The 21134-nt window shown below is 39.6% G+C and carries 26 protein-coding genes and 3 pseudogenes; all 29 read right to left on the bottom strand.

The genetic code is table 11. The annotated features are described in order from the left end of the window. Nucleotides 1–43 precede the first annotated feature (43 nt). The 29 genes and pseudogenes from ACEWFH_RS10900 to bshA all read right to left on the bottom strand — a co-directional run bounded on the left by ACEWFH_RS10900 (nt 44) and on the right by bshA (nt 21128). Nucleotides 44–415, bottom strand: coding sequence for a YpoC family protein (locus ACEWFH_RS10900; protein ID WP_473727274.1), 372 nt, complete (start codon nt 413–415; stop codon nt 44–46). Between the two features lie 61 nt (nt 416–476). After that, nucleotides 477–1487 carry a peptidoglycan recognition protein family protein gene (locus tag ACEWFH_RS10895; RefSeq protein WP_473727163.1) on the bottom strand — a complete coding sequence of 337 codons (1011 nt, stop codon included), beginning with the start codon at nt 1485–1487 and terminating at the stop codon, nt 477–479. A 105-nt stretch (nt 1488–1592) separates the two neighbouring features. Then, nucleotides 1593–2264 carry an endonuclease III gene (gene nth / locus ACEWFH_RS10890; protein ID WP_473727162.1) on the bottom strand — a complete coding sequence of 224 codons (672 nt, stop codon included), beginning with the start codon at nt 2262–2264 and terminating at the stop codon, nt 1593–1595. A 60-nt stretch (nt 2265–2324) separates the two neighbouring features. Further along, complete coding sequence (locus ACEWFH_RS10885) at nt 2325–3038, bottom strand: DnaD domain-containing protein (RefSeq protein WP_473727161.1); 714 nt, start codon at nt 3036–3038, stop codon at nt 2325–2327. Nucleotides 3039–3366: 328 nt separating this feature from the next. Beyond that, entirely contained in the window at nt 3367–4659 is a 1293-nt protein-coding gene (gene asnS, locus ACEWFH_RS10880; protein ID WP_473727160.1) for an asparagine--tRNA ligase, read from the bottom strand. 75 nt (nt 4660–4734) lie between these two features. Beyond that, a pseudogene (locus tag ACEWFH_RS10875) lies at nt 4735–5917 on the bottom strand (pyridoxal phosphate-dependent aminotransferase). 197 nt (nt 5918–6114) lie between these two features. Next, on the bottom strand, nt 6115–6276 hold the full coding sequence (locus tag ACEWFH_RS10870; protein WP_473727273.1) for a cell wall elongation regulator TseB-like domain-containing protein: 162 nt from the start codon (nt 6274–6276) through the stop codon (nt 6115–6117). Then, nucleotides 6231–6425 (bottom strand): hypothetical protein, encoded by a 195-nt coding sequence (locus ACEWFH_RS10865; RefSeq protein ID WP_473727159.1) that lies wholly within the window; start codon nt 6423–6425, stop codon nt 6231–6233. Before ACEWFH_RS10865 ends, ACEWFH_RS10870 begins: the two co-directional genes overlap by 46 nt. Nucleotides 6426–6437: 12 nt before the next feature. Continuing rightward, the gene (locus ACEWFH_RS10860; protein WP_082820684.1) at nt 6438–6608 is read right to left on the bottom strand and encodes a YpmA family protein; all 171 of its coding nucleotides are present in this window, start codon (nt 6606–6608) and stop codon (nt 6438–6440) included. A gap of 462 nt (nt 6609–7070) precedes the next feature. Then, nucleotides 7071–7403 (bottom strand): hypothetical protein, encoded by a 333-nt coding sequence (locus ACEWFH_RS10855; RefSeq protein ID WP_473727158.1) that lies wholly within the window; start codon nt 7401–7403, stop codon nt 7071–7073. An 82-nt stretch (nt 7404–7485) separates the two neighbouring features. Next, a complete protein-coding gene (locus ACEWFH_RS10850) occupies nt 7486–7797 on the bottom strand; it encodes a hypothetical protein (protein WP_473727157.1) in 312 nt (103 codons plus the stop codon). Continuing rightward, on the bottom strand, nt 7797–7940 hold the full coding sequence (locus ACEWFH_RS10845; RefSeq protein ID WP_473727156.1) for a hypothetical protein: 144 nt from the start codon (nt 7938–7940) through the stop codon (nt 7797–7799). Before ACEWFH_RS10845 ends, ACEWFH_RS10850 begins: the two co-directional genes overlap by 1 nt. Nucleotides 7941–7954: 14 nt before the next feature. Beyond that, complete coding sequence (locus ACEWFH_RS10840; protein WP_473727155.1) at nt 7955–9595, bottom strand: cyanophycinase; 1641 nt, start codon at nt 9593–9595, stop codon at nt 7955–7957. 357 nt (nt 9596–9952) lie between these two features. Next, on the bottom strand, nt 9953–10075 hold the full coding sequence (locus ACEWFH_RS10835; protein WP_473727154.1) for a hypothetical protein: 123 nt from the start codon (nt 10073–10075) through the stop codon (nt 9953–9955). 253 nt (nt 10076–10328) lie between these two features. After that, entirely contained in the window at nt 10329–10610 is a 282-nt protein-coding gene (locus ACEWFH_RS10830; RefSeq protein ID WP_473727153.1) for a hypothetical protein, read from the bottom strand. Nucleotides 10611–10620: 10 nt separating this feature from the next. Beyond that, a complete protein-coding gene (locus tag ACEWFH_RS10825) occupies nt 10621–11025 on the bottom strand; it encodes an SHOCT-like domain-containing protein (RefSeq protein WP_473727152.1) in 405 nt (134 codons plus the stop codon). Between the two features lie 12 nt (nt 11026–11037). Further along, nucleotides 11038–11401: pseudogene (locus ACEWFH_RS10820) on the bottom strand (DUF2089 family protein). A gap of 316 nt (nt 11402–11717) precedes the next feature. After that, nucleotides 11718–12158, bottom strand: a complete 441-nt coding sequence (locus tag ACEWFH_RS10815; RefSeq protein WP_473727151.1) for a YybH family protein — start codon at nt 12156–12158, stop codon at nt 11718–11720. A gap of 261 nt (nt 12159–12419) precedes the next feature. Further along, nucleotides 12420–13139: a helicase C-terminal domain-containing protein gene (locus ACEWFH_RS10810; RefSeq protein WP_473727150.1), complete on the bottom strand. Its 720-nt coding sequence runs from the start codon at nt 13137–13139 to the stop codon at nt 12420–12422. Nucleotides 13140–13162: 23 nt separating this feature from the next. After that, nucleotides 13163–13648: a hypothetical protein gene (locus tag ACEWFH_RS10805; protein ID WP_473727149.1), complete on the bottom strand. Its 486-nt coding sequence runs from the start codon at nt 13646–13648 to the stop codon at nt 13163–13165. After that, entirely contained in the window at nt 13645–15057 is a 1413-nt protein-coding gene (locus ACEWFH_RS10800; protein ID WP_473727148.1) for an exonuclease domain-containing protein, read from the bottom strand. Before ACEWFH_RS10800 ends, ACEWFH_RS10805 begins: the two co-directional genes overlap by 4 nt. Continuing rightward, nucleotides 15054–15224, bottom strand: coding sequence for an exonuclease domain-containing protein (locus ACEWFH_RS10795; protein WP_473727147.1), 171 nt, complete (start codon nt 15222–15224; stop codon nt 15054–15056). Before ACEWFH_RS10795 ends, ACEWFH_RS10800 begins: the two co-directional genes overlap by 4 nt. Nucleotides 15225–15262: 38 nt before the next feature. After that, on the bottom strand, nt 15263–15646 hold the full coding sequence (gene panD, locus ACEWFH_RS10790) for an aspartate 1-decarboxylase (RefSeq protein WP_473727146.1): 384 nt from the start codon (nt 15644–15646) through the stop codon (nt 15263–15265). Then, nucleotides 15631–16514: pseudogene (gene panC, locus ACEWFH_RS10785) on the bottom strand (pantoate--beta-alanine ligase). Before panC ends, panD begins: the two are co-directional and overlap by 16 nt. Further along, the gene (panB, locus tag ACEWFH_RS10780; protein ID WP_473727272.1) at nt 16511–17350 is read right to left on the bottom strand and encodes a 3-methyl-2-oxobutanoate hydroxymethyltransferase; all 840 of its coding nucleotides are present in this window, start codon (nt 17348–17350) and stop codon (nt 16511–16513) included. The pseudogene panC and the gene panB overlap by 4 nt, the downstream one beginning before the upstream one ends. A 488-nt stretch (nt 17351–17838) precedes the next feature. Further along, on the bottom strand, nt 17839–18825 hold the full coding sequence (locus tag ACEWFH_RS10775) for a biotin--[acetyl-CoA-carboxylase] ligase (protein ID WP_473727145.1): 987 nt from the start codon (nt 18823–18825) through the stop codon (nt 17839–17841). Then, on the bottom strand, nt 18813–19106 hold the full coding sequence (locus tag ACEWFH_RS10770) for an HD domain-containing protein (protein ID WP_473727144.1): 294 nt from the start codon (nt 19104–19106) through the stop codon (nt 18813–18815). Before ACEWFH_RS10770 ends, ACEWFH_RS10775 begins: the two co-directional genes overlap by 13 nt. Before the next feature lie 241 nt (nt 19107–19347). Beyond that, nucleotides 19348–19992 carry a CCA tRNA nucleotidyltransferase gene (locus ACEWFH_RS10765; protein ID WP_473727143.1) on the bottom strand — a complete coding sequence of 215 codons (645 nt, stop codon included), beginning with the start codon at nt 19990–19992 and terminating at the stop codon, nt 19348–19350. Beyond that, the gene (gene bshA, locus ACEWFH_RS10760; RefSeq protein WP_473727142.1) at nt 19989–21128 is read right to left on the bottom strand and encodes an N-acetyl-alpha-D-glucosaminyl L-malate synthase BshA; all 1140 of its coding nucleotides are present in this window, start codon (nt 21126–21128) and stop codon (nt 19989–19991) included. Before bshA ends, ACEWFH_RS10765 begins: the two co-directional genes overlap by 4 nt. Between the last annotated feature and the right edge of the window lie 6 nt (nt 21129–21134).

Below are 21134 nucleotides of genomic sequence, written 5' to 3'. Positions count from 1 at the left end.
AAAAACGTCTCATGTCATCATCATATGTCCAAGAGCCTTGTCCTTATGTACTTCGTCTTAAAAGTATGACACTTTTCTTTTCCCATTCTGAAAATAACTCACTTAGCTGGATAAATGATTGATAATGGTCCGGCTGATTTTCAATGAACATAAGTCGTTCAATTGCATTGACGGGCAGATGCTTCAATCCCTTTATATGATCTTTCCAGTTTATTAATTCTTCTTTCGTTGCACTTTGTCCATTACCCGCAAACAGAGACTGCAAAAAACGGTTAAAGAAGTACACCATTGGTTCTTTTGCACGTTTTCTGTCTCGATTTTTAAAGGTTATAGCAATTTCTTCTGCTTTTGCTTTCCATTCTAAAAAGATACTTTCTACATTTTCTTTTGGGTCATATTCAAACCTCCGCGTTATTGAACAAACAAAAAAAGAGTTTATCCAAAGATAATCTCTTATCTAATCGTATTGTAACTCTTTAAAAGAGTGTATTCCAAGTAGCTGGACCAACTATTCCGTCTGATACAAGACCTTTGCGTCTCTGATACGCTCTTACTGCTGACTCTGTATTGCTGCCGAAAATACCGTCAACTGTAATATTTAATGCACGTTGAATTCTTCTAATATTGACTGAATCCGTTGAACCTTTACTGATTGCATATCCAGGGTATGGTACAACGGCGCTTCCATTAGGATTGGCAGGCTTAGCTGGTTGTGATGGTTTAGCTGACTGCTTTAAAACAGCTTCTAGTTTATTTAACGTATTGGGTCCCGCAATTCCATCAACCGTTAGGCTATATTTTCGTTGAAATGCCTTAACAGCATTCTCTGTATTCGCCCCAAACACTCCATCTACCACTAAGGTAGAGCCTGTCCGGTTTAGTTTGGTCTGTAGATCTTTTACTCTTTCGCCGCTGCTGCCACGTTTTAGATACATATTGTTTGTAACAGGCGGTGTTGAGATCACTTCACTTGTGATGGATTTCTCTACGTCTTTTAAAAACTGCTCGAATGTAACTCCATAACGATTTAATGCATTATCGGGATCTGTTCTTCTTTCAGGATCCAATTGTTTATGGCTAGCTATCCTTTCCTGTGGCCTCCAGTTATACCTTCTACAAAGATAGCCCCAAAACCAAACATACCGATCGTACGCCTGCTGAAAATTGATAGCACCTCCCCAACAAAGTTCCACACCGATCGCTGCATCATTCGATTCCCTGCTAAAACGCAGGTTGTCCAATTGTGTTCCGTATTGTACATGGTACGCTTTTTCATCGAGCGGAATAATCACAAGAATCTCTTGATCATCAATGAACACATGAGCACTTGCACTCGGCTGCTCGTTGTTAAAATAGTTACGGTTGTTTCTAGCTGTAGAACCTGGATTACCTGTATCATGAGCTACTCCAAAAATCGGACCGTCCAGCTTTACACCAGGTCTTGCATTTCCTATTTTAATATAGTCATATGTGATTGAATATGACACAAAAACATCACTCCCTTTCTATATGATATGAAGAAAGGGAAGGAATGCTTGTACAATCACGGAAAATTCATTGTACATAAAAAAACTCGAAAAGACGTTACGTCATCATTTTCGAGTCAACTTTTTCTTTTCTTTTTGGTTCATTCGCTTCTTGCCTTCACGGCAAATCGAAAGTAGCGGACATTCCGGACAGTTCGGGTTTTGGGCTTTACAATGGTATCTTCCGAAAAAGATTAAACGGTGATGTGTAGCTCCCCAAAGCGATTTTGGAATCTTTTTCATAAGGGTTTCTTCGACCTGAAGTACTGAATCTTTCCACTTACAGATTCCAAGACGTTTTGAAACACGTTCAACATGAGTATCAACGGCAATGGCAGGAACACCGTAAGCAACAGATACAACAACGTTCGCCGTTTTTCTTCCTACACCAGGTAATTTCGTCAGTTCATCACGATCTTTCGGGATCTCTCCTCCGTATTCTGATAAGACAAGTTCACTCAGTTTTTGAATGTTCTTTGCTTTGTTGCGGTACAGTCCAATCGATCTGATATCATCTTGCAGCTCTTCTAATGACACGTTCAGATAATCTTGTGGTGTTTTATATTTCGCAAATAGTTTTGGAGTTACTTTATTTACGAGTGCATCTGTACATTGAGCGGACAGAAGCACGGCGATCGTTAACTCGAACGGATTTGAATGATTCAGCTCACAGTGAGCATCTGGAAACATGTCCTCCATCTGTTCTAAGCAAAATTGAATTTGTGTTTTATTTAACACGAATACTTTACCTCCTGTCATAAAAAAGAAAGACCTTAATGATAAGGCCTTTTCAAGTTTTTAAGATTCCAGCCAATTGTAAGCGGGTCTTTTTAACCCAGAGTCTTTTCGAGGCTGATCTGTATGACCAGATCTTTGCAGTTGTCTGACTCTGAACTTTTCGCCGTACATCTTTGCAGCTTCTGGGCTTTTAATGCCGTTTTTCTTCCACTCAAATAAAATACGGTCAATATACCTAAAATTTAACTTTCCAGATAAAACGGACTCTTTAAGTGCCGATAGAATCAATTCAGGCGATTGCTGATCTTCGTCCATCCAAATCTTCAACGTTTCAAGTTCCATCGGAGATAGTGGTCGTCCAAATTCTTTTTCAAAAAGAACAAAAACGTTTTGTTCTTGGCTTTCCTTATGAACCTCTTTTTTAATCTGCTCTTCCTCTTTTAGGCTTTGAAGCAGCCTGTTCCATAACGGCTGGAGGGTATAGGCCTCAAAATAGACGCCTTTTTCTTTATCTTCGTATTGATCCATGCCAAGTACGCCTCTTCCGATCAATGACCGAAGCATTGAGGACACTTCGTCACTTGTTGCTGACATTCGTTCAGACAGCTCGACAGGTGTCGGAAAGTAGTTTCCTGATTCTATAAAAACATGCAGCTGTATAAATAACATACATTCGTTATCTGTTAACCCGATCTGTTTGTACGTTTTTAATAGCATATTAGGGATGCTGATCGACCCTTCAGCCATCCATCTTTCAAATAATGTACCGTTCATTTTTAAAACACCTCTGTTTTCATTATAGCATATAATACTTGCTTTTTTATTTTCACTGTACTGGTGAATGTTGAGAAAAAGATAGGTTTGAATGTAACAGGCGCACCCTAGCAGCATGTCGAAATTTGCAGGAAAGCCTTTATTTTATCGTATAGACTTAATTTGGTACCATTTAGACTTAATTTTTTTATTTTAGACTTAATTGGCAACGAAAACGACTTAATTCCGATTCTTCTCCAAAACGACCTATTTGCACTTGTTCATCCTAAAATCACTTCCTGAAAACAATAAAAAATCTCCCATGAGCTGGGAGATTTTTTAATTTAACTTAAGGATATAGACGGTTCAATAGACGCGGGAACGGAATCGTTTCGCGAACGTGTTCTGCTCCTGAGATCCACGCTACCGTACGCTCTAACCCAAGACCGAATCCTGAATGAGGAACGCTTCCGTATTTTCTAAGTTCAAGGTACCATTTGTAAGCATCATCAGTTAATCCGTGCTCTTCATAACGCTGTTCCATAAGTGCAAGGTCATCAATACGCTGACTTCCTCCAATGATTTCCCCGTATCCTTCAGGAGCGATCAAATCTGCACACAATACAACATCGTCACGGTTCGGATCTGGCTTCATGTAGAATGCTTTAATGTCTTTCGGATAGTTCGTGATGAAGACTGGTTTATCAAAGCTTTCAGCGATCGCTGTTTCGTGAGGCGCACCGAAGTCGTCTCCCCACTCGATATCATCAAAGCCTTTTTCTTTTAACATCTTTATCGCATCGTCATAAGAAACACGAGGGAAAGGTGCTTTTACGTTCTCTAACTTAGAGATATCGCGTCCAAGTGTATTTAACTCGTTTTCACAGCGTTTAATAACAGATTGAACGATATGTGAGATGAACTGTTCTTGAATCTCAAGGGATTCTTCGTGTTCAACGAAAGCCATCTCAGGCTCGATCATCCAGAACTCGATCAAGTGACGGCGAGTTTTTGATTTTTCTGCTCGGAAAGTCGGACCGAACGAGTATACTTTTCCAAGTGCCATCGCTGCCGCTTCCATATAGAGTTGTCCACTTTGTGAAAGGTACGCATCTTCTTCAAAGTACTTCGTATGGAACAATGATGTCGTTCCTTCTGCAGAGCTTCCAGTAAGGATCGGAGGATCTACTTTTGCAAAGTCGTTGTTGTAGAAGAACTCGTTCACGGCATGAATGATTTCGTTACGGATTTTTAAGATAGCGTGCTGACGCTTAGAACGGATCCAAAGGTGGCGGTGGTCCATCAAGAATTCAGTTCCGTGTTCTTTCGGTGTGATTGGATAATCTACCGCTTGATGAAGAACTTCAACATCTGTTACTTCAAGTTCTACACCTAGAGCTGAACGCTCGTCCTCTTTAACCGTTCCAGTAACGTAAAGGCTGGATTCTTGCGTAAGTCCTTTTGCTTTTGCAAAGATCTCATCGCCAACTTCACTCTTTACGACAACACCTTGCACGAATCCAGATCCATCGCGAAGCTGTAAGAAAGCGATCTTACCTGAAGAACGCTTATTAGAGAGCCAAGCGCCGATCGTTACGGTCTTGCCTACGTGTTCACTAAGCTTATTAATCGTTGTTTTCACTACATGTACCTCCACTGTACTAAATATCAATATCTACCAAAAAATTATGAATGAGAACATCCTAAAAATCAATCATTACTTGCGTTTTGAGTTGATAAAACGTTCGATTCGATCTAACGCTTCCATGATTGTATCAAGACTTGTTGCATAGGAAAGTCTCACATTGTCCGGTGCTCCAAAGCCTGATCCCGGAACGAGTGCCACTTTTTCTTCTTCTAAAAGAGCTTCTACCCACTCATCTACTGAAGAGAACCCCGTCATTTTAACCGCTTCTGTTGCATTTGGGAACAGATAGAACGCACCGTTCGGTTTTACACACGTGATTCCAGGAATGGTGATCAATCGATCGTAAACCTTGTTCATACGCTCTTCAAACGCTTGACGCATTTCTTCAACAGGTTCTTGTGTGCCGTTATAGGCTGCAAGTGCTCCGTGCTGAGAAGTAGTCGTCGGGTTCGATGTGCTATGGCTGTCTAAGTTCGTCATCGCTTTAATAATCTTAGCATCGCCTGCTGCAAAACCGATTCTCCAGCCTGTCATCGCATGTGATTTAGACAAACCATTGATGATGATTGTTTGCTTTTTCAGCTCTGGTGAAAGCTCTGCGATTGATGTATGTTTCACTCCGCCGTAAACGAGTTTTTCATAGATTTCATCAGAAACGATTAAGATATCATTCTCAAGACACACTTCTCCGATCGCGCGCAGCTCTTCTGCTGAATATAGCGATCCTGTCGGGTTGCTTGGAGAGTTCAATACAAGTGCTTTCGTTTGTTTCGTGATCACTTTTTCAAATCTTCTGCCGTGATCTTAAACTGGTTCTCTTCTTTACCTTCTAGATATACAGGAGTCCCATCAGCCAATTTCACTTGTTCTGGGTAACTCACCCAATAAGGAATCGGGATGATGACCTCGTCACCTTCATCCAGAATGGCTTGGAATAAAGAGTATAACGAATGTTTTGCTCCAGTGCTTACGATGATTTCAGAAGGTTCATACGTTAGTCCTTGATCTTGCTTCAGCTTGTTTACGATCGCTTTTTCAGCGAAAGAAGTCCGCCAGATGCCGTATATTTCGTGTGTCCTTCTTTCATAGACTCATATGCAGCTTCAATAATATGTATCGGTGTATTAAAGTCAGGTTCACCTGCCCCAAGTGCGATTACATCGTGCCCTTCTGCCTTTAATTGATTTGCCTTTGCTGTGATTGCCAGAGTTGTTGAAGGAGTTAATGCCTCCACACGTTTTGCAAGCTTCATACTACTAAATCCCTCCACTTTTTATTATTGTTCAGATTCTTTAAGACGATAGATTTCGTAACGTTTACCAGTTTCAAAATATCCATAAAAATAGGTGTAGCGATCTTGATCATCATAATAAACAACTTCCCACAATGGAATACCATCTTCCATGCCTAGACGGCTGTCGATGATTTTCTTCGCATCATAGTTGGTTTTTACAAAATCAAGAATTTGTTTCTCTGATAATCCTTTTTTGCGATCTCGGAAGTAACTTCTTTATCTTCTCCGACCCAAACGACCATATCTGTGCCGTTTCCGTTCTTGCCTTCTACTACATAATAAGTTTCATTCTTAAAAAAGTGATCAACATTTGTAATAGTGACAAGATTTTTTCTCTTTTTGCAATCTCAACAGCTTCTGCTTCTTTCTTTCCGGGCTTGGCTTGCACACCATTAAAAAGATAATAGGCTTGCCAGCTTGCTAAGATAAGGATTCCAATAATAACAAGTATCCACTTTTTTCCCATATTTAAGCCTTCCTATGTGCGATAGATCGTAAAAATCATCTTATTTTTATTTTCGTCATCTAACGCGAGACCAAACATTAAATCTTGATGTTTTAATGTTTTGTTCAGTTCAGATACTACTTTGTACAAATCACTGGACTTGTCCACTTTTAGCGTCGAAAGAACTTCAATTTTGCTTTCCACGGTTCTTCCTCCTCTTACATACAATCTTATCCCTGTTTACTATAGCAGAAATTCTGTGAAAGTGGTACTTTAGAATCCGTGAAAAAGACGGAAAATGTCTTTGTTTAAGGCTGTTGTTGTAATCTTTTTGCACTCTTAAATTTGGAATCTACTTTTGTGTCATACAAAAAATAACGGATGAGGTGAAACTAACTTATCTACTTAAGCTAAACGTAGTCCCCACATGGTAAATTGAAAAATTTCAATATTAATTTCACTAATTTCGTAATTATTTTGACCAACTTAGGCTGTAATATGACGAATTCTGCCCTTATATTGACGAGTCGATCTATTACGACAAATCCAGACTAACATTTAGTTGTTGCCATACGTAGAAGCAGTTCAACAGTTCCTCAACACGATCAAACCGACCAGATTTTTGTCTGGTCGGTTCAAAAAGGTAGATACAACTACATTAATTTATTAATCTATCGTTACATTTACTGGGGTTATATCAAGAGATACATTTACAAAAGAATAATCATCTTTCTGACCGTCCGTATATCCCCAATACCCTTCTGTTTCAGCAGTTTTTCTAAAGTTCAACTCAAATCCTTTGTTATTGTTGAAGCTGTAACTTTTCACACTCGCCGCTCCAGCATTATCTACTAGATTGTAAGAGATGAATTTGTTTAACACCCCGTGAGCACTTAAGACACCTGAATGAGGCGGCACTTTGTATTCATAATACTCATAACCTGTAGTGCTGTCTTTATTCTCGTTAATCGAAATTTCTTTTGTTGTAAGATCGAGCACATCGCCTTGGTTGATCCACGATAGCTTAATATTCTTAAACTGACTTTGACCAAGCTCAGGACTTCTTACCTGTTTTGATAGATCAACTAAGGTTACGCCCCTCTACCAACAACTTCCGCTTTTTCTGTTCATTGTATACGACGAGAGCTGTATCTTCATCAATGCCATATGATAGTTTGTTGTGATCACCTTTATCATTAGAGACAGCAATCAATCGGCCAAGACGTGCTTTATTATCAAAGTGTTGATCCACAATGCCATATTCAAAGAAACCAAGCCCTCGTTCTAAATAACCAGGACCGCCTTCTTGCTGCAGCATTCCGTCATACGTTTCCGTAAAACCGGATGCAAGGGTATCGTAACTTCCTCCACCAGCAATCATGACATCACTCATTATCGCAGCACCAGCACTTGTTCCCCAAGTACCGCTCCATTTTTATACGTTTCCCAAATGGCATCTAATACTTTAGAATTTGATCCGTTCTGGTTCAGTAGTGAAGCTGTAATCTTGGTTTGATCACCACCTACAAACCACACCGCATCTAATTGCTCTACTTTTTGGCAAGATCTTCGTTATTTTTATTTAACTCCGCCCATTTTGACTCATCTTCAGGTGTTTTTTTGTCATTCGTTACAGAGAGCGGAAGAATTTCTATATGTTCTGATGTCATCCCATAACGAACGAGGTCTTCTTTGAACGTTTTGGATGATGTTAAGCTGGAACTTGCAGCTGGTACTATCCCAACTTTTGAACCCTCTTTTTGTTTTGCTAAATCAATAAATTTTTTATAAACATCATCATTCGTGCTTCCTAGAGAACCACCTACAATCAGTAGATTTCCTTTAACTGGCTTTGATCGGTCGATGACAGGTCCTTTAAACGCAGAGTGCTTGTACTCAGAGAATGCATCCTTATTTTCTGTAAAACCAACCTTTCTAGGTTCTACATCAAAAGCAACGTTTGTAAACGAATAATCGTCTTTTTGTCCATCTTTATAACCCCAATAGCCCTTTGTGTTCTCCGTTTTTCTAAACGTAAGTTGAAAGCCATCACCATTAGAATCATATAAATAACTCTTAACAGCATCCGTTGTTGCATTATCGACCAATGAATAAGAGATATATTCTTTTAATCTTCCGTATGAGGTAAAAACTCCTGTTGCGTCTAGAGGTTTAAATTCGTAGTATTCATATCCGTTCGTCTCATCTTTATGATCACTTATAATAAATTCCTTTGTAGCCACATTTAGTTGATCACCTGAAACGAGATGACTGATATAAACATCTTTAAAATGAGCTTTGTTAAAATCGGTGACCTTAGCCTGACCCACGTCTACCACAGAAACCCCGCTTCTTCCGACTACCTTCACTGTTTTTTCTTTGTTGTTCACAACAAGTGCCGTATCTTCATCCACGCCATAAGCATACTGTCCTGTTGCTTTTTCTTTTAGTGCTGTCATCACTAAACGGCCAAGGCGAGCACGTTCATCAAAGTGCTGATCTACAATTCCGTACTTAAAGAATCCAAGACCTCTTTCAAGATAAACAGGTTCGTATTCTTCGCTAGAACCTGCCTTATCTTTCGTAACAAACTCATTGTTCAAGCCACCTAAGCTGTCACCACCTGTGATCATCACATCGCTCATGACGGCTGCCCCTGCACTCGTACCTCCGATAACGCCTCCTTCACGATACACTTTCCAAATGGCTTGTAATGCTTTTGTCTGATCTCCATTAGGTTTTACTAAAGTATCTGTGATTCGCAGTTGATCTCCTCCAACAAACCAGATTGCACTTAAATCTTCAATATCGTCTGCTATACGATCACTGTTCGCGTTCTTTCTCCACTTGGATTCATCTTCTGGTGTACCGCTAAAATCACGATTCGCAAGAGGAACGATCTCAATCTGTTTTTCATCCAATCCATATGATACCAAATCTTTTTTGAAACTTTGTGATGATTTAAGAGAGCTGCTCGCTGCTGGTATAATTCCGATCTTTGCATCTTCCTTACCGCCAGCTAGTTGAATAAATTCGTTATAAACCGCTTTGTTGCTGCTGCCTAAAGCTCCACCCGCGATTACGAGATTCCCTTGAATTTCTTTCTTGTTTTTAGCAAAGCTTACGGAAGGTGTTGATAATGATAATCCTAGTGCAAGAGAAAGTGTTACAGCCATCCATTTTTTGTTCAAAATTGCATCTCTCCTTCATTATTTTTGATAGCCTTATTTAAAATCAGAATAATAGAAGGCTACCTACTATTTATTTGAAAATTCAAATTTATACATGCAAGTTGTGTGCCAGAACAGCGACAGCCTGTCCTATCAAGATTTAATAGATAGGTCATCCTATCTGGTTGTTATTAGGGTGTTAACCCTAGCCAAAATATGACCCGAATAACCAATTTCCGATCATAATCTTCATTGAAAAGTTCCTTATTCTACATTGCCGTTTTTACTTCAATAAAAAAAGCACTTCTCCTGTTTGAGGAAATGTACCTAATCGTCCAAGGTGAAAACTATCAGACATCAAGTAAATCTTATAATGTTTTAATTATTATTTCCCCCTTTACCTTTTGGAGTTTCGAAACCTTTAAGGTAGGAAACTAACACTAGAGGGGTGAAATCATCACGTTCACGATAAATTTCATCAAAATTAAATATTTCAAACATCTAGATACCCCCTAATTTAATTAATTAATCCTTCATATTCCTAAATGGAATCTCAATCTACTTTAAACTACCCTTTACTTCCATAAAAAAGAGCATTTCTCCTTTTCGAAGAAATGCTACCGTTCGGTATAAGAAGAGGACAAATATTTTGAGATTTTGCACTCTGAATTTTGAGCTCTTTTTTCATTTCATTATTCTGTTAAAGCACCCGATTCGTGGAATAACTCATTTAACTCCAAAATGCTCGACGCTTTTATAATCTTACAATCACTTCGGTGCCGTCTTGTGCCTTTACATTAACTAACTCTAGACCTTTATGCTTTTTCAATTCTTTAATAATACGTTTGAGTTCTGTTTTATCTACGGAAGGAATGGTAAAGGATATATTTTTCTTATCTAGATGAGGTTTCGACCATTTGTTTGCGTGTCGAATTAACAGTTTGGAGGTTAAAATCGAAACACCTATGTTTAAAAGGACGTAAGGAACAGGTATTGTGAACTTTGTTTCTTTTGTTTTTACATTTACAAGTAACATATTTTGTAACCTACTCAATAACGATTGAAACGGTATCCCCGTTTGCAGATTTCACATCAACAATCTGACCGTCCAGTTCATTTTCGATTGCTTCAAAGATCAGATCGATATTAATATCATTTACATATTGTTCAGATTGGGGAATTTTTGAAGCAATACTGTGTCCTGCTGCTAAAACAGCCTTTACTAGTTTAATAGGAAGGTTTACATTTACGTTGTCACTTTCAGCAGATACAACACGAATCCTTAATGTTTTGTCGCTGTAACTAGTAGGTTTATGAGAAGGATTGCTTAATGGTCTAACAGATGTACTTTGTTCCTTTTCATTTAAAACTCGAATTAATTCAGAACCCTTCTCAGCGTCAATCTTACCTTCTTGAACCATTGTTAAAACTTTTTCAATCTCACTTTTCATTTCACATTCCTCCTATTCGTCTTTTAACATTTTGATTGCTTCATCTGGAGAAATCTCTCCACGTTCAAGCATCATAACAATTTTTTCTCGTCTACTTCATTCTTCTTTTTTGTTCATATCCTAATGAAGATGCAATGTCGTTCAGCTTGCCTCGAACGGTTGGGTATGAGATTCCAAGTTCTTTTTCAACTTCTTTAATATTGCCTCTACATACGAGAAAGACTTCAACAAAATGAAGCTGCTCTTTCGTTAGTGAAGCAAATTTTGATAATTCGAATTCGTTCTCGATTGTCGTCTGGCAATGTGAACAATGAAGTTTGGTAATCTTGAGTGTTTGTGTACAAACAGGACAATTCGTAAGTAATGGATGAGCCATATCAGATTCCTTTCTTTTTGTATAATTTGATTATATACAACATAAGTAAGAAAGTGAACAAAAATTTCAAAAATATTAATTACGGTATTAATTATTTTTATTTTTTTCATTAAATAATACCTATTTTTTAATAATTATATTGATTTTATTTAAAGGCGTCACTAAAAAAGACCTCCCTCAATGGAAAGTCTCAAAGTTTAAACATAAATATATACCCTACCGCTTCTTTCGATATAAAGCATTCTTAAATAAACGCATCCAATTGAGAAAAAAAAGGAATATTTTATCTGTTACTTATTCTTCCCCAACTACCTGTTTATTTTAGGTTAAACATACCTTTTCCCGTTTTCATATCTATTGGCAATGATGAATGTTCGTGTGTTATGAGCCAAGACTCATTTATTTTTTTAAAGCCAAATGTAAAACGGTTTGTCATTTGACGAAGCTTCTCTCCAGATTTTTCTTTATAAGCAGCGAACGTAACAGCACAATGAACAAATGCAACGTTAGTATTTTCCTCAATAGTTAAATCGTTAAAATCTACTTTTAGTAAATCTCCGTCTTCACTCAAACCATTAAACCACTCTCTTACATTTTCTCTCCATAAAGAAATACCTTTACACTCCCAGTTTCCCCAGCAATCATAAATATGTACATCAGCATCATAGGAAGATAGGAATTTTTCAACATCTTTCTCATAAACGGCACATCTGTAATTTTCAAGAACGTCCTGAACGGTACTAATACCAATCGTCATAAAGTGTTCTCCTTTATAAAAAGTTAAGTTACTTTAATATTTCCATATTCAACCCTTTTTTCCTTCTTCATCAGGGTTGGGATAATGTATTGGTGCATAATTGGAACATCAAAACCATCATGACAGAAATTATTGAAACCTTGTTAAAACCTATACGGATGGGGTGCAAATTCGAGTATAAAAACTAAAAATAGCCATCTAATTCATAAGAGAATTAGATGGCTATTTGCAAGACTATTTTTGTTTTGTTCAAGAACCGCTTTATTCCATCCAATCATCCAGTTCTGAAACCAGTTCATCAATCGGTTTAATTGAAACCGGAAGCTTTGGAAGTGATTGTATAAATGACTTGCCGTATCTCGTCTCGATCATTCTTCTATCAAATACGAAAACGGCTCCTTTATCACGGCTGCTTCTTACTAAACGGCCAAATCCTTGCTTAAACCGGATAATCGCTTGCGGAAGCGAAAGATCATAGAAAGGATTTCCGCCTTCTGCTTTCAGCTTCTCACTTTTCGCAGCCATCACAGGTTGATCGGGCGGAGTAAACGGCAGTCTGATAATCACGAGACAAGATAAATCGTCTCCAGGGATGTCGATTCCTTCCCAAAAACTGTTCGTCCCAAACAGAATGCTGTTATCAAACCGCTGGAAGTTCTTTGTAAGACGCGCCCGGCTTCCGGAATCTACGCCTTGTGCGATTAATACGAACTCTTCGGCATCCATCAAGCTTTTAAACGCTCCGTGTGTCTCTCTCAACATCTCGTACGAAGTGAACAGAACGAGCATGCGTCCTTTCGTTACTTTTGCGATCTCGTACAGAGAAGACGAGATTTTTTTAACGAACGTTTTCTGATCCACTTCGTTAATGAGCGGAATGTCCGTAGGCACCATAAGCTTCGCCTGTTGTTCATATTGAAAAGGAGAAGGAAGCTGTGCGCTAATCGGACCAAAGTCTAAAAGTCCAAGCCTTTCACTCAAGTAACGGAAGCTGTTCTTTACACTCATCGTCGCAGAAGTGAGCACGACCGAGCTTTTTTACCAAAGAATTTATCAGCTAAGATCTGATCAATCTCAACAGGCTTCGCAAAGAGTGTAACCGCGTGTCTCGGACCTTTTGACTCTGCTTCCATCCAGTACACTTCTTCAGATAACGGGCAAGACACTAAGTGGTGAAGATCTGTCATCTCGTCCTGAAGATCGTTTAAGATGCCTTCTAAATCAACTAAGAAACCTTTTTGCTGGACCGTTAAATGTTCTTCATAGTGATCAAAGCTCTTTAAAACACGTTTTACAGGCTTCACAAGATCACCCATAAACTGACGTGCTCTCGCTTCCATCTCTAAGACTGGTTCCCAAGCGACAGCCTCAATATCCTCTTTCGTATAACGAAGCGTTAATTTCGTTAATTCTGTGGAGCGAGACGATTTGGCTTTACGTAAACAGATCGTCTTGATCTGCTTGAAGATCTCATCAAGCTCATTCTTCACATCAGAAAAAGATTATCCCAATTGGCAAGATGATTTTGATATTTAGGAACTTCAAGCAAGTCGCAGATCTCTCTGAACATGTTCATCATTCCGTCCCCATCCGTTTGTGAAAGTCTATCAAGCAACTTTACGAATGAAAAATAATCCGTTTCCTTCCCAAAATGATCACTTACGACTTCTTCAACGTGATGTGCTTCATCTAACACTACTTCTTTATAAACAGGTAACAGTTGATTATCTGATTTTAAATCGGTAAACAGCAACGCATGGTTCGTAATTACTAGATCTGATTCATGAGCTGCCCTCTTCTGCTTATGATAATAACACCTGGAGAACCAAGGACATCGGTGGTTCAAACACGAATTGGCATCACTTTTGACCGTGTTCCAAAACAGCTTTCCGCCAGATGCCATCGACAGCTCTTCAACATCACCGGTTTCGGTTTCAGTAAGCCAGACGATCAACTGTGCTTTTGTGAAGTTCATATCGTAGTTATCATCGTGATGATCCATAAGCGTATGTTCAAATTTTCTTAAACATAGGTAATGATTTCTTCCTTTAAGAAGAGTCGCTGTAAAATCAAACGGCATGATTCTTTTTAAAAGTGGAACATCACGTTCTAACAGCTGTTGCTGAAGCTGGACGGTATGTGTAGAAACGACAAGCGGCCGGTCTTTTTCCTTTGCATGTCGAATACCCGGTATGAGATAACCGAGCGATTTCCCTACACCCGTTCCCGCTTCAATCACAAGATGCTGATTCGTGTGAAGAGCTTCATCGACGAGTTCGACCATTCTCTGCTGACTTTTTCGCACTTCGTAATGCTGCATATGCTGCTGAAGCTGATCATGAACCTCTTCGTCTTTAAACTCTGTAAAATCATCATCTGAAAATTGTACAAAATCCGGTCTCTTTTTAAGAGCGAGCTTTCTGTAAAAATCATACGTCTCTTCATCTGCTAAAAAAGCTGACTTTTCAGCGATCATATCACCAACAATGCTTTCTAAAGAACTTTGCAGCTTCTTTAAAAAAGGAGTGAGTCGTTCAAGCGTCGCTAATGGCAAGTTTTCTAGCTTTTCTAAAAGATGAATTAAGAGTCTTGCCGTCACTTCAGCATCGCTGTCTGCTTGGTGAGGGTTGATATGTTCTAGCCCTAGATAGTCAGCGAGCATGCCTAACTGATAACCGTCTGCTCCTAACAGGAGGAGTCTCGACATTTCGACCGTGTCGATCAGCGGCATAGATAGTCTAGAATAACCAGAACGGTCTAGCTCGCCTTGTAGAAATGAATAGTCAAACATAACATTATGGGCAACAAAATAAGCTCCTTCTAACATCTGAAGGAGCTTTGGTGCCACTTCTTCAAACAACGGGGCATCTTTCACCATATCGTCGTTGATGCCCGTCAATTGTTCAATAAATGGGGGATGGGAACGCCTGGCTGGATGAACGTCGAAAATCTGTCCGTTATCTGTCCTGCCTCAACGGCGACCGCACCAATCTGGATAATTCGGTCTCCTTTTGCTGCTGAATTTCCTGTTGTTTCAAAATCGATAACGACAAACCGCCGTGTCATAGCCTTCACCTCATTCCCCTGTGGCTGTTTCTATAGAATTAATATATGGTAGCCTCAGGTTCAACTCCGAGCATCTCATGCACACGATTATCTTTGTCCATAATCGCTACTTTAGGTACATGGTGTTTTGCTTCGGTTTCATCATACATCGCGTAAGATATAACGATAATGGTATCGCCTTCTTGAACGAGTCTAGCTGCTGCGCCATTTAAGCACATTACACCAGAACCTCGTTTTCCAGGGATGATATACGTTTCAAATCGCGCACCATTATTATTATTTACAATTTGCACTTTTTCGTTCGGAATCATATCAACTGCATCTAAAATATCTTCGTCAATCGTGATGCTACCTACATAATTTAAGTTAGATTCAGTTACCGTTGCACGGTGGATTTTAGCTTTCATTAACGTACGGAACATGTTTCTTCCCCACTTTCTTGTCTCGTTAAAATGTTGTCTATGATGACATTATCAATCAAACGGGCTTTGCTGAATTTAACAGCGACCGCAATAATCAATTTTTTTGAATCTGGTGTTGGAGGAAGAAGTTCAGGATACGATAGAATCTTGCAATATTCAACAAAACCGCTCGTATGTTCCTCCAAGTATTTTATCATCTTTTGTTCGGTCTCACCACTATCACCGTCCAAAAGCCAGTTCTTAGCTTTTAATAATGATTGATTCAAGTGGATACCTTCTTTTCTTTCTGCTTCCGTTAAATACACATTTCTTGAACTCATTGCAAGGCCGTCTGACTCTCGTTTCGTCTCACAGCCGATCACTTTTACCGGAAAGTTGAAATCGTCAACAAGCCCTTGAACAACCGCCACTTGCTGTGCGTCTTTCAGTCCAAAATAAGCAAAGTCAGGAGAAACAATGTGAAACAGTTTAGTAAGTACAGTTGCTACTCCGTCAAAGTGCCCTACCCGGGTCTCTCCGCATAATGCATCCACTCTTTTGTTAACAGAAACGGTAACAACAGGCTCATCCGGATACATCTCTTTCGTGTCAGGGAAAAACAATACGTCTGCTCCAGCATCTAAAGCGAGCTGTTTATCTCGTTCCAGATCTCGCGGATATCTGTCAAAGTCTTCGTTCGGCCCAAATTGAAGTGGATTCACAAAGATGCTGACTACAATCACATCAGACTCTTTTTTCGCGCGTTCGATGAGCGAGAGATGGCCGTCATGCAGATACCCCATCGTAGGTACGAATCCTACTGTTTTTCCTGACTTTTTTCTTCTGAAATAAGTGTCTGAATGTCTTGGATGCGGTTGATCAATTTCATGATTTTACTCCTCCGTACAATGAGTCAAGCGTTTCAGATTTCATATTAAAACTGTGGTTTTCTTCTGGAAACTGCTGAGTTTTTACTTCTTCTTTATATTTTAAAAGTCCGTCGACCATTATATCTTTCACATTAGCATAGGTCTTCACAAACTTTGGTACATGGTGAAACCCGTAGCCAATCATATCGTGATAAACAAGTACTTGCCCATCCGTATGTTTCCCTGCACCGATGCCGATTACAGGAATGGACAGTTTTTTGGTTACGATCTCGGCAAGCTGCTGCGGAACACACTCTAAAACGATGGCAAACGCCCCTGCTTTTTCGAGCAGAAGGCTCTCTTCTATAAGTCTCGCTGCATCTGCTTCTTCTTTCGCTTGAACACCATAACCACCCATAACACCAACCATCTGCGGCGTGAGGCCGAGATGTCCCATTACAGGAACTCCAGCGTCTGTTAAACGCTCAACAGTCTGAACGATTTGTTTGCCGCCTTCTACTTTGACAGCAGACGCACCGCTTTCTTGTAGAATTCGGCGTGCGTTGTTCAACGTTTCATCGATCGAACCGTGATACGTCATAAAAGGCATATCTGTTACGATAAACGTGTTCGGTGCACCGCGTTTTACCGCTTTTGTATGATGAATCATATCATCCATCGTTACGGGTATCGTGGATTCATAGCCCAATACAACCATGCCTAGAGAATCTCCAACTAACAAAAGATCCATCTCTGCTTTTTCACAGATAACAGCCGTAGGGTAATCATAAGCGGTTACCATCGTGATTTTTTTGCCGTCTCTTTTCATCTTAAGAAAACTTTTAGTAGTTTTCATCATAAAGCCTCCCTGTTTTTTGTTTGGCTATCTCCATAAGAAGTTGCTAATGAGTTTTTTTGTTAGGTTCTTTATAAAGGATAATTGCTATTTGGAACCTAAATCCTCCTCGAAAGTTGATTGTAGCGCAAGGTTGCCGACTCCTGCGGGACGAGCGGTCAGGTGAGACTCTTAATGGCGCGAAGCGGCAAGGGGCTCACCGGTCGCCCCACGGAAAGCTAGCAACCTGAAGCGGAAATCAACTACATTCAAGAGCAACAAAGCATACGGAAATTACCTTTAACTAACAGGGCCAGAAAGTGCAAAAAACCTTCTTTCCAAAGAGGAAGAAGGCATAGGAAAACATCCTAGACTTTTGTTGTTTGCTCCCTCTGTCCCGGTCCTAATTTTGGATCTAGGCAGATATAAGGTTTGTGGGTAAAACTAGACAAACTTAGTGCAGTTCCACACGGATACCGCCTACGATTTTATTTTATCACGTACTTATCCTAAGGAGAAGGAATTTCAATATCAGCAGAATAGATCGAGTGTACCTTGCCCGTATCATCTTCTAACAGCAATACACCTTCCTCTGTGATTCCTTTTGCATAACCTGTTATAGAGCCCGTTACAGATCTCGCTGTAATTCGTTTACCTAAGCTGAATGCTCTCGCTTCCCATAACAGCTTAATCACACCGAATCCTTGTTCGAGATATTGGTGATACAATGTTTCGATTTCTTGCAGAAGCACACCGATCACTTCAGCTCGCTTGTACGTTTGTCCGCCTTCAATCGCAAGACTTGTTGCAATCTGAGCGATCTCATCTGAAAAATGCTCGCTTTCTTGATTGACGTTCATCCCGATCCCTACGATCACTGAATGGATGGAATCCGCTTCTGCTTGTAGCTCTGTTAAAATACCTGCTGTCTTCTTACCGTTGATTAAAATATCATTCGGCCATTTGATAGCCGCTTCAAGACCAGAAACTCTTTCAATCGCTTTTGAAGCGGCAACCGCAATCAACAATGTGAGCTGCGGCGCTTTTTGAAGCGGAATATTAGGCTTTAAAATCAGACTCATCCAAACGCCAGTCCCAGCTGGCGACTGCCAAGCTCTTCCTAATCTGCCTCTTCCACCTGTTTGTTCATCCGCAAGCACGATGCTTCCTTCAGCTGCTCCGTCTCTTGCTAGACTGTGCGCAATCTCTTGCGTACTTTTAACAGAGGATTTGTACGTGATCTTTTTTCCGAACGTTCCGTTACCCGTGTATAAAGATACTTCTTCTGCGGTAACAAGGTCTGGTGAAGTAACCAATCGGTATCCCCTCTTTTGAACCGCTTCTATCGTATAACCGCTTTTACGAAGTTCTGATATGTGCTTCCATATTGCCGTTCTGGAACAGTTGAGTTTATTACTGATCTCTTGACCAGATACAAACTCTCCCTCGTTTTCTGAAAGCATATGCAATAGTGCTTCTTTCATTATGGCTCCCACCTTTTTACCCAATCCTTAAGCACATTTTCTGAGAGGCTAAGATCTCCCTTAACGATTTTTTCCTCCATCTCGTCGAGGAGTTTACCTAACCAGACACCTGGTGCTTTTTGTTTGATGTTCAGTATTTCTTCACCGTCTATCGGAATATCTTTTCTAGATGAAATTGGAATCTCGCTAGCTAGCTTTTGAAGATTTTGCTTTTCATGTTCATAAGATACATTTTCTATCGTGCTTTTTAACGTCATACTCTCTAACGCAGTGGAAAGCCCTGTTCGATACAAATCAATCTTTCTCCACGTTTTCACTTCATAAGCGGCTAACAGCGCTAAGACTTTTTAGTTGTCGTGTTGGGAAGTTTCCAACGTTTCAAGAATTCTCGTGAATCACTGACATGTGATAAAAGGATGATGGCAGCCCAACATTGATGCTCTGTTTGTAGTAAGGTCCACTCAAATCCTAAGTAGCCTGCACTTCTTTTTTCTTTTAAAGGAAAAGGCAGATAATTCATCACAGCGCTTTGTTTCATAAAATCAAGTGCATGACCTGCCTGCACGCCTTGGAGCAGTTTAATGAACTCAATGGAAATGCGTTCAGTTGAAATTTTTTAAGCAAAGGGGCTTTATTTTCGATCGCCTTCTTTGTCTCAAGTTCTATCTTCATGTCGTATACACTCATAAAACGGCAAGCTCTCATAACACGGAGCGGATCTTCTGAAAATCTCAGATGAGGATCTCCAACTGTACAGATCTGTCCGAGCTTAAGATCATCTCTTCCTCCAAAGTGATCAATCAAGTGAAATGATGTATCCATCGCCATCGAATTAAATGTAAAATCTCTTCTAGAGAGATCTTCTTTTAGATCATCGACAAACCATACTTTTGAAGGTCTTCTAAAGTCTTCATATTTGTCTTCTTTCCTGAAAGTCGTTACTTCATAAGAAACATGATTATATCGGACAATGACTGTTCCATGCTCAATCCCCACAGGAATGGTCTTTGGAAAAATTCTTTGTACCTCTTCAGGTCTTGCACTCGTTGCGATATCAATATCTTTGATGGGCCGGTCTAGACAAAAATCACGCACACAGCCGCCGACAAAATAAGCTCTATACCCTTCGTCTTCCAAGCGCTTTAAAACAGGCAAAGCTTCTTGAAACATTTTGTTCATACGGAGTGATCCTCTAATAAAGAATAATAGATATCTTCATAGATCGAGACGATTCTCTCTGATAAAAAGTTCTCTTTTACATGTCTTACCGAATTTTCTCTAAAAAGGGTCAGCTTTTCTTTGTCACGTAAAAGCGCAACGGCTTTTTCTGCCACCGCTTCTGGATCTCCTACTTCCACCATATATCCTGTTTCACCATCAACAATTACTTCAGGAATACCACCGATATTTGTTCCAATTACAGGTACACCGCAAGCCATCGCTTCAAGCAGAACGAGCCCGAAACTTTCTTTTTCTGATAAAAGAAGTTTCAGATCACAAATGGAGAACAATTCGCCCACATTTTCTTGTTTTCCTAAGAACAAAACGTCATCTTCAATATCTAACTCACGCACCAGCTCGCAAGCAGTCGTTAGTTCGGGGCCGTTTCCAATTAATATTAGCTTTGAAGAAAGCTCTTTTCGAATCAAAGCAAACGATTTGATCACATCTTCTAACCTTTTTACTTTTCTAAAGTTAGAGATATGAACGATTACTTTTTCGTTCTCATCAATTCCGTACGTTTGTCTTAATTCAGCATTATTGCTTCTTCTGTAATAAACTCTTTCATCTACAAAGTTATGCACAGGTATGATGTCTTTGTTGATATTTAATAGCTCTAAAGTATCTGCTTTTAGTTGATGAGAAACAGATGTAACCACATCCGATTTCTCGATACCAAACTTGATCATTTCACTAAGTGACGGATCGTATCCGAGCACCGTAATATCTGTTCCGTGAAGGGTTGTGACAATCTTGATGTTATCGTTCAGCATCTGTTTGGCTAATACGGCACAAACAGCATGAGGTACAGCATAATGAACATGAAGAAGGTCAAGCTTTTCTCTTTTCGCCACTTCTGCCATCTTGCTCGCTAGCGCCAAGTCATAAGGCGGATATTTGAACACAGAATAATGGTTCACTTCTACCTCATGAAAGAAGATATTAGGATAAAATTTTCCTAAACGAAAAGGAACACTAGACGTAATAAAATGGATCTCATGTCCTTTTTCTGCTAAAAGTTTTCCTAGTTCTGTCGCAACCACTCCAGATCCGCCTACAGTCGGATAGCAAGTGATACCTATTTTTAACGTCATGGCTTA

The organism is Fictibacillus sp. EA-CB0309, assembly GCF_055814265.1.
This window is presented reverse-complemented; position numbering and strand designations above follow the sequence as displayed.

Coding starts and splice junctions, on each gene's coding strand:
- panB (WP_473727272.1), bottom strand. CDS start 17,350: ATGAAAACTACTAAAAGTTTTCTTAAGATGAAAAGAGACGGCAAAAAA.
- ACEWFH_RS10850 (WP_473727157.1), bottom strand. CDS start 7,797: ATGAGTGATGTCATGATTGCTGGTGGAGGAAGTTACGATACCCTTGCA.
- ACEWFH_RS10830 (WP_473727153.1), bottom strand. CDS start 10,610: ATGTTACTTGTAAATGTAAAAACAAAAGAAACAAAGTTCACAATACCT.
- panD (WP_473727146.1), bottom strand. CDS start 15,646: ATGTTCCGTACGTTAATGAAAGCTAAAATCCACCGTGCAACGGTAACT.
- ACEWFH_RS10865 (WP_473727159.1), bottom strand. CDS start 6,425: ATGGGAAAAAAGTGGATACTTGTTATTATTGGAATCCTTATCTTAGCA.
- ACEWFH_RS10795 (WP_473727147.1), bottom strand. CDS start 15,224: ATGACACGGCGGTTTGTCGTTATCGATTTTGAAACAACAGGAAATTCA.
- ACEWFH_RS10815 (WP_473727151.1), bottom strand. CDS start 12,158: ATGACGATTGGTATTAGTACCGTTCAGGACGTTCTTGAAAATTACAGA.
- bshA (WP_473727142.1), bottom strand. CDS start 21,128: ATGACGTTAAAAATAGGTATCACTTGCTATCCGACTGTAGGCGGATCT.
- ACEWFH_RS10825 (WP_473727152.1), bottom strand. CDS start 11,025: ATGAAAAGTGAGATTGAAAAAGTTTTAACAATGGTTCAAGAAGGTAAG.
- ACEWFH_RS10765 (WP_473727143.1), bottom strand. CDS start 19,992: ATGAACAAAATGTTTCAAGAAGCTTTGCCTGTTTTAAAGCGCTTGGAA.
- ACEWFH_RS10835 (WP_473727154.1), bottom strand. CDS start 10,075: ATGTTTGAAATATTTAATTTTGATGAAATTTATCGTGAACGTGATGAT.
- ACEWFH_RS10885 (WP_473727161.1), bottom strand. CDS start 3,038: ATGAACGGTACATTATTTGAAAGATGGATGGCTGAAGGGTCGATCAGC.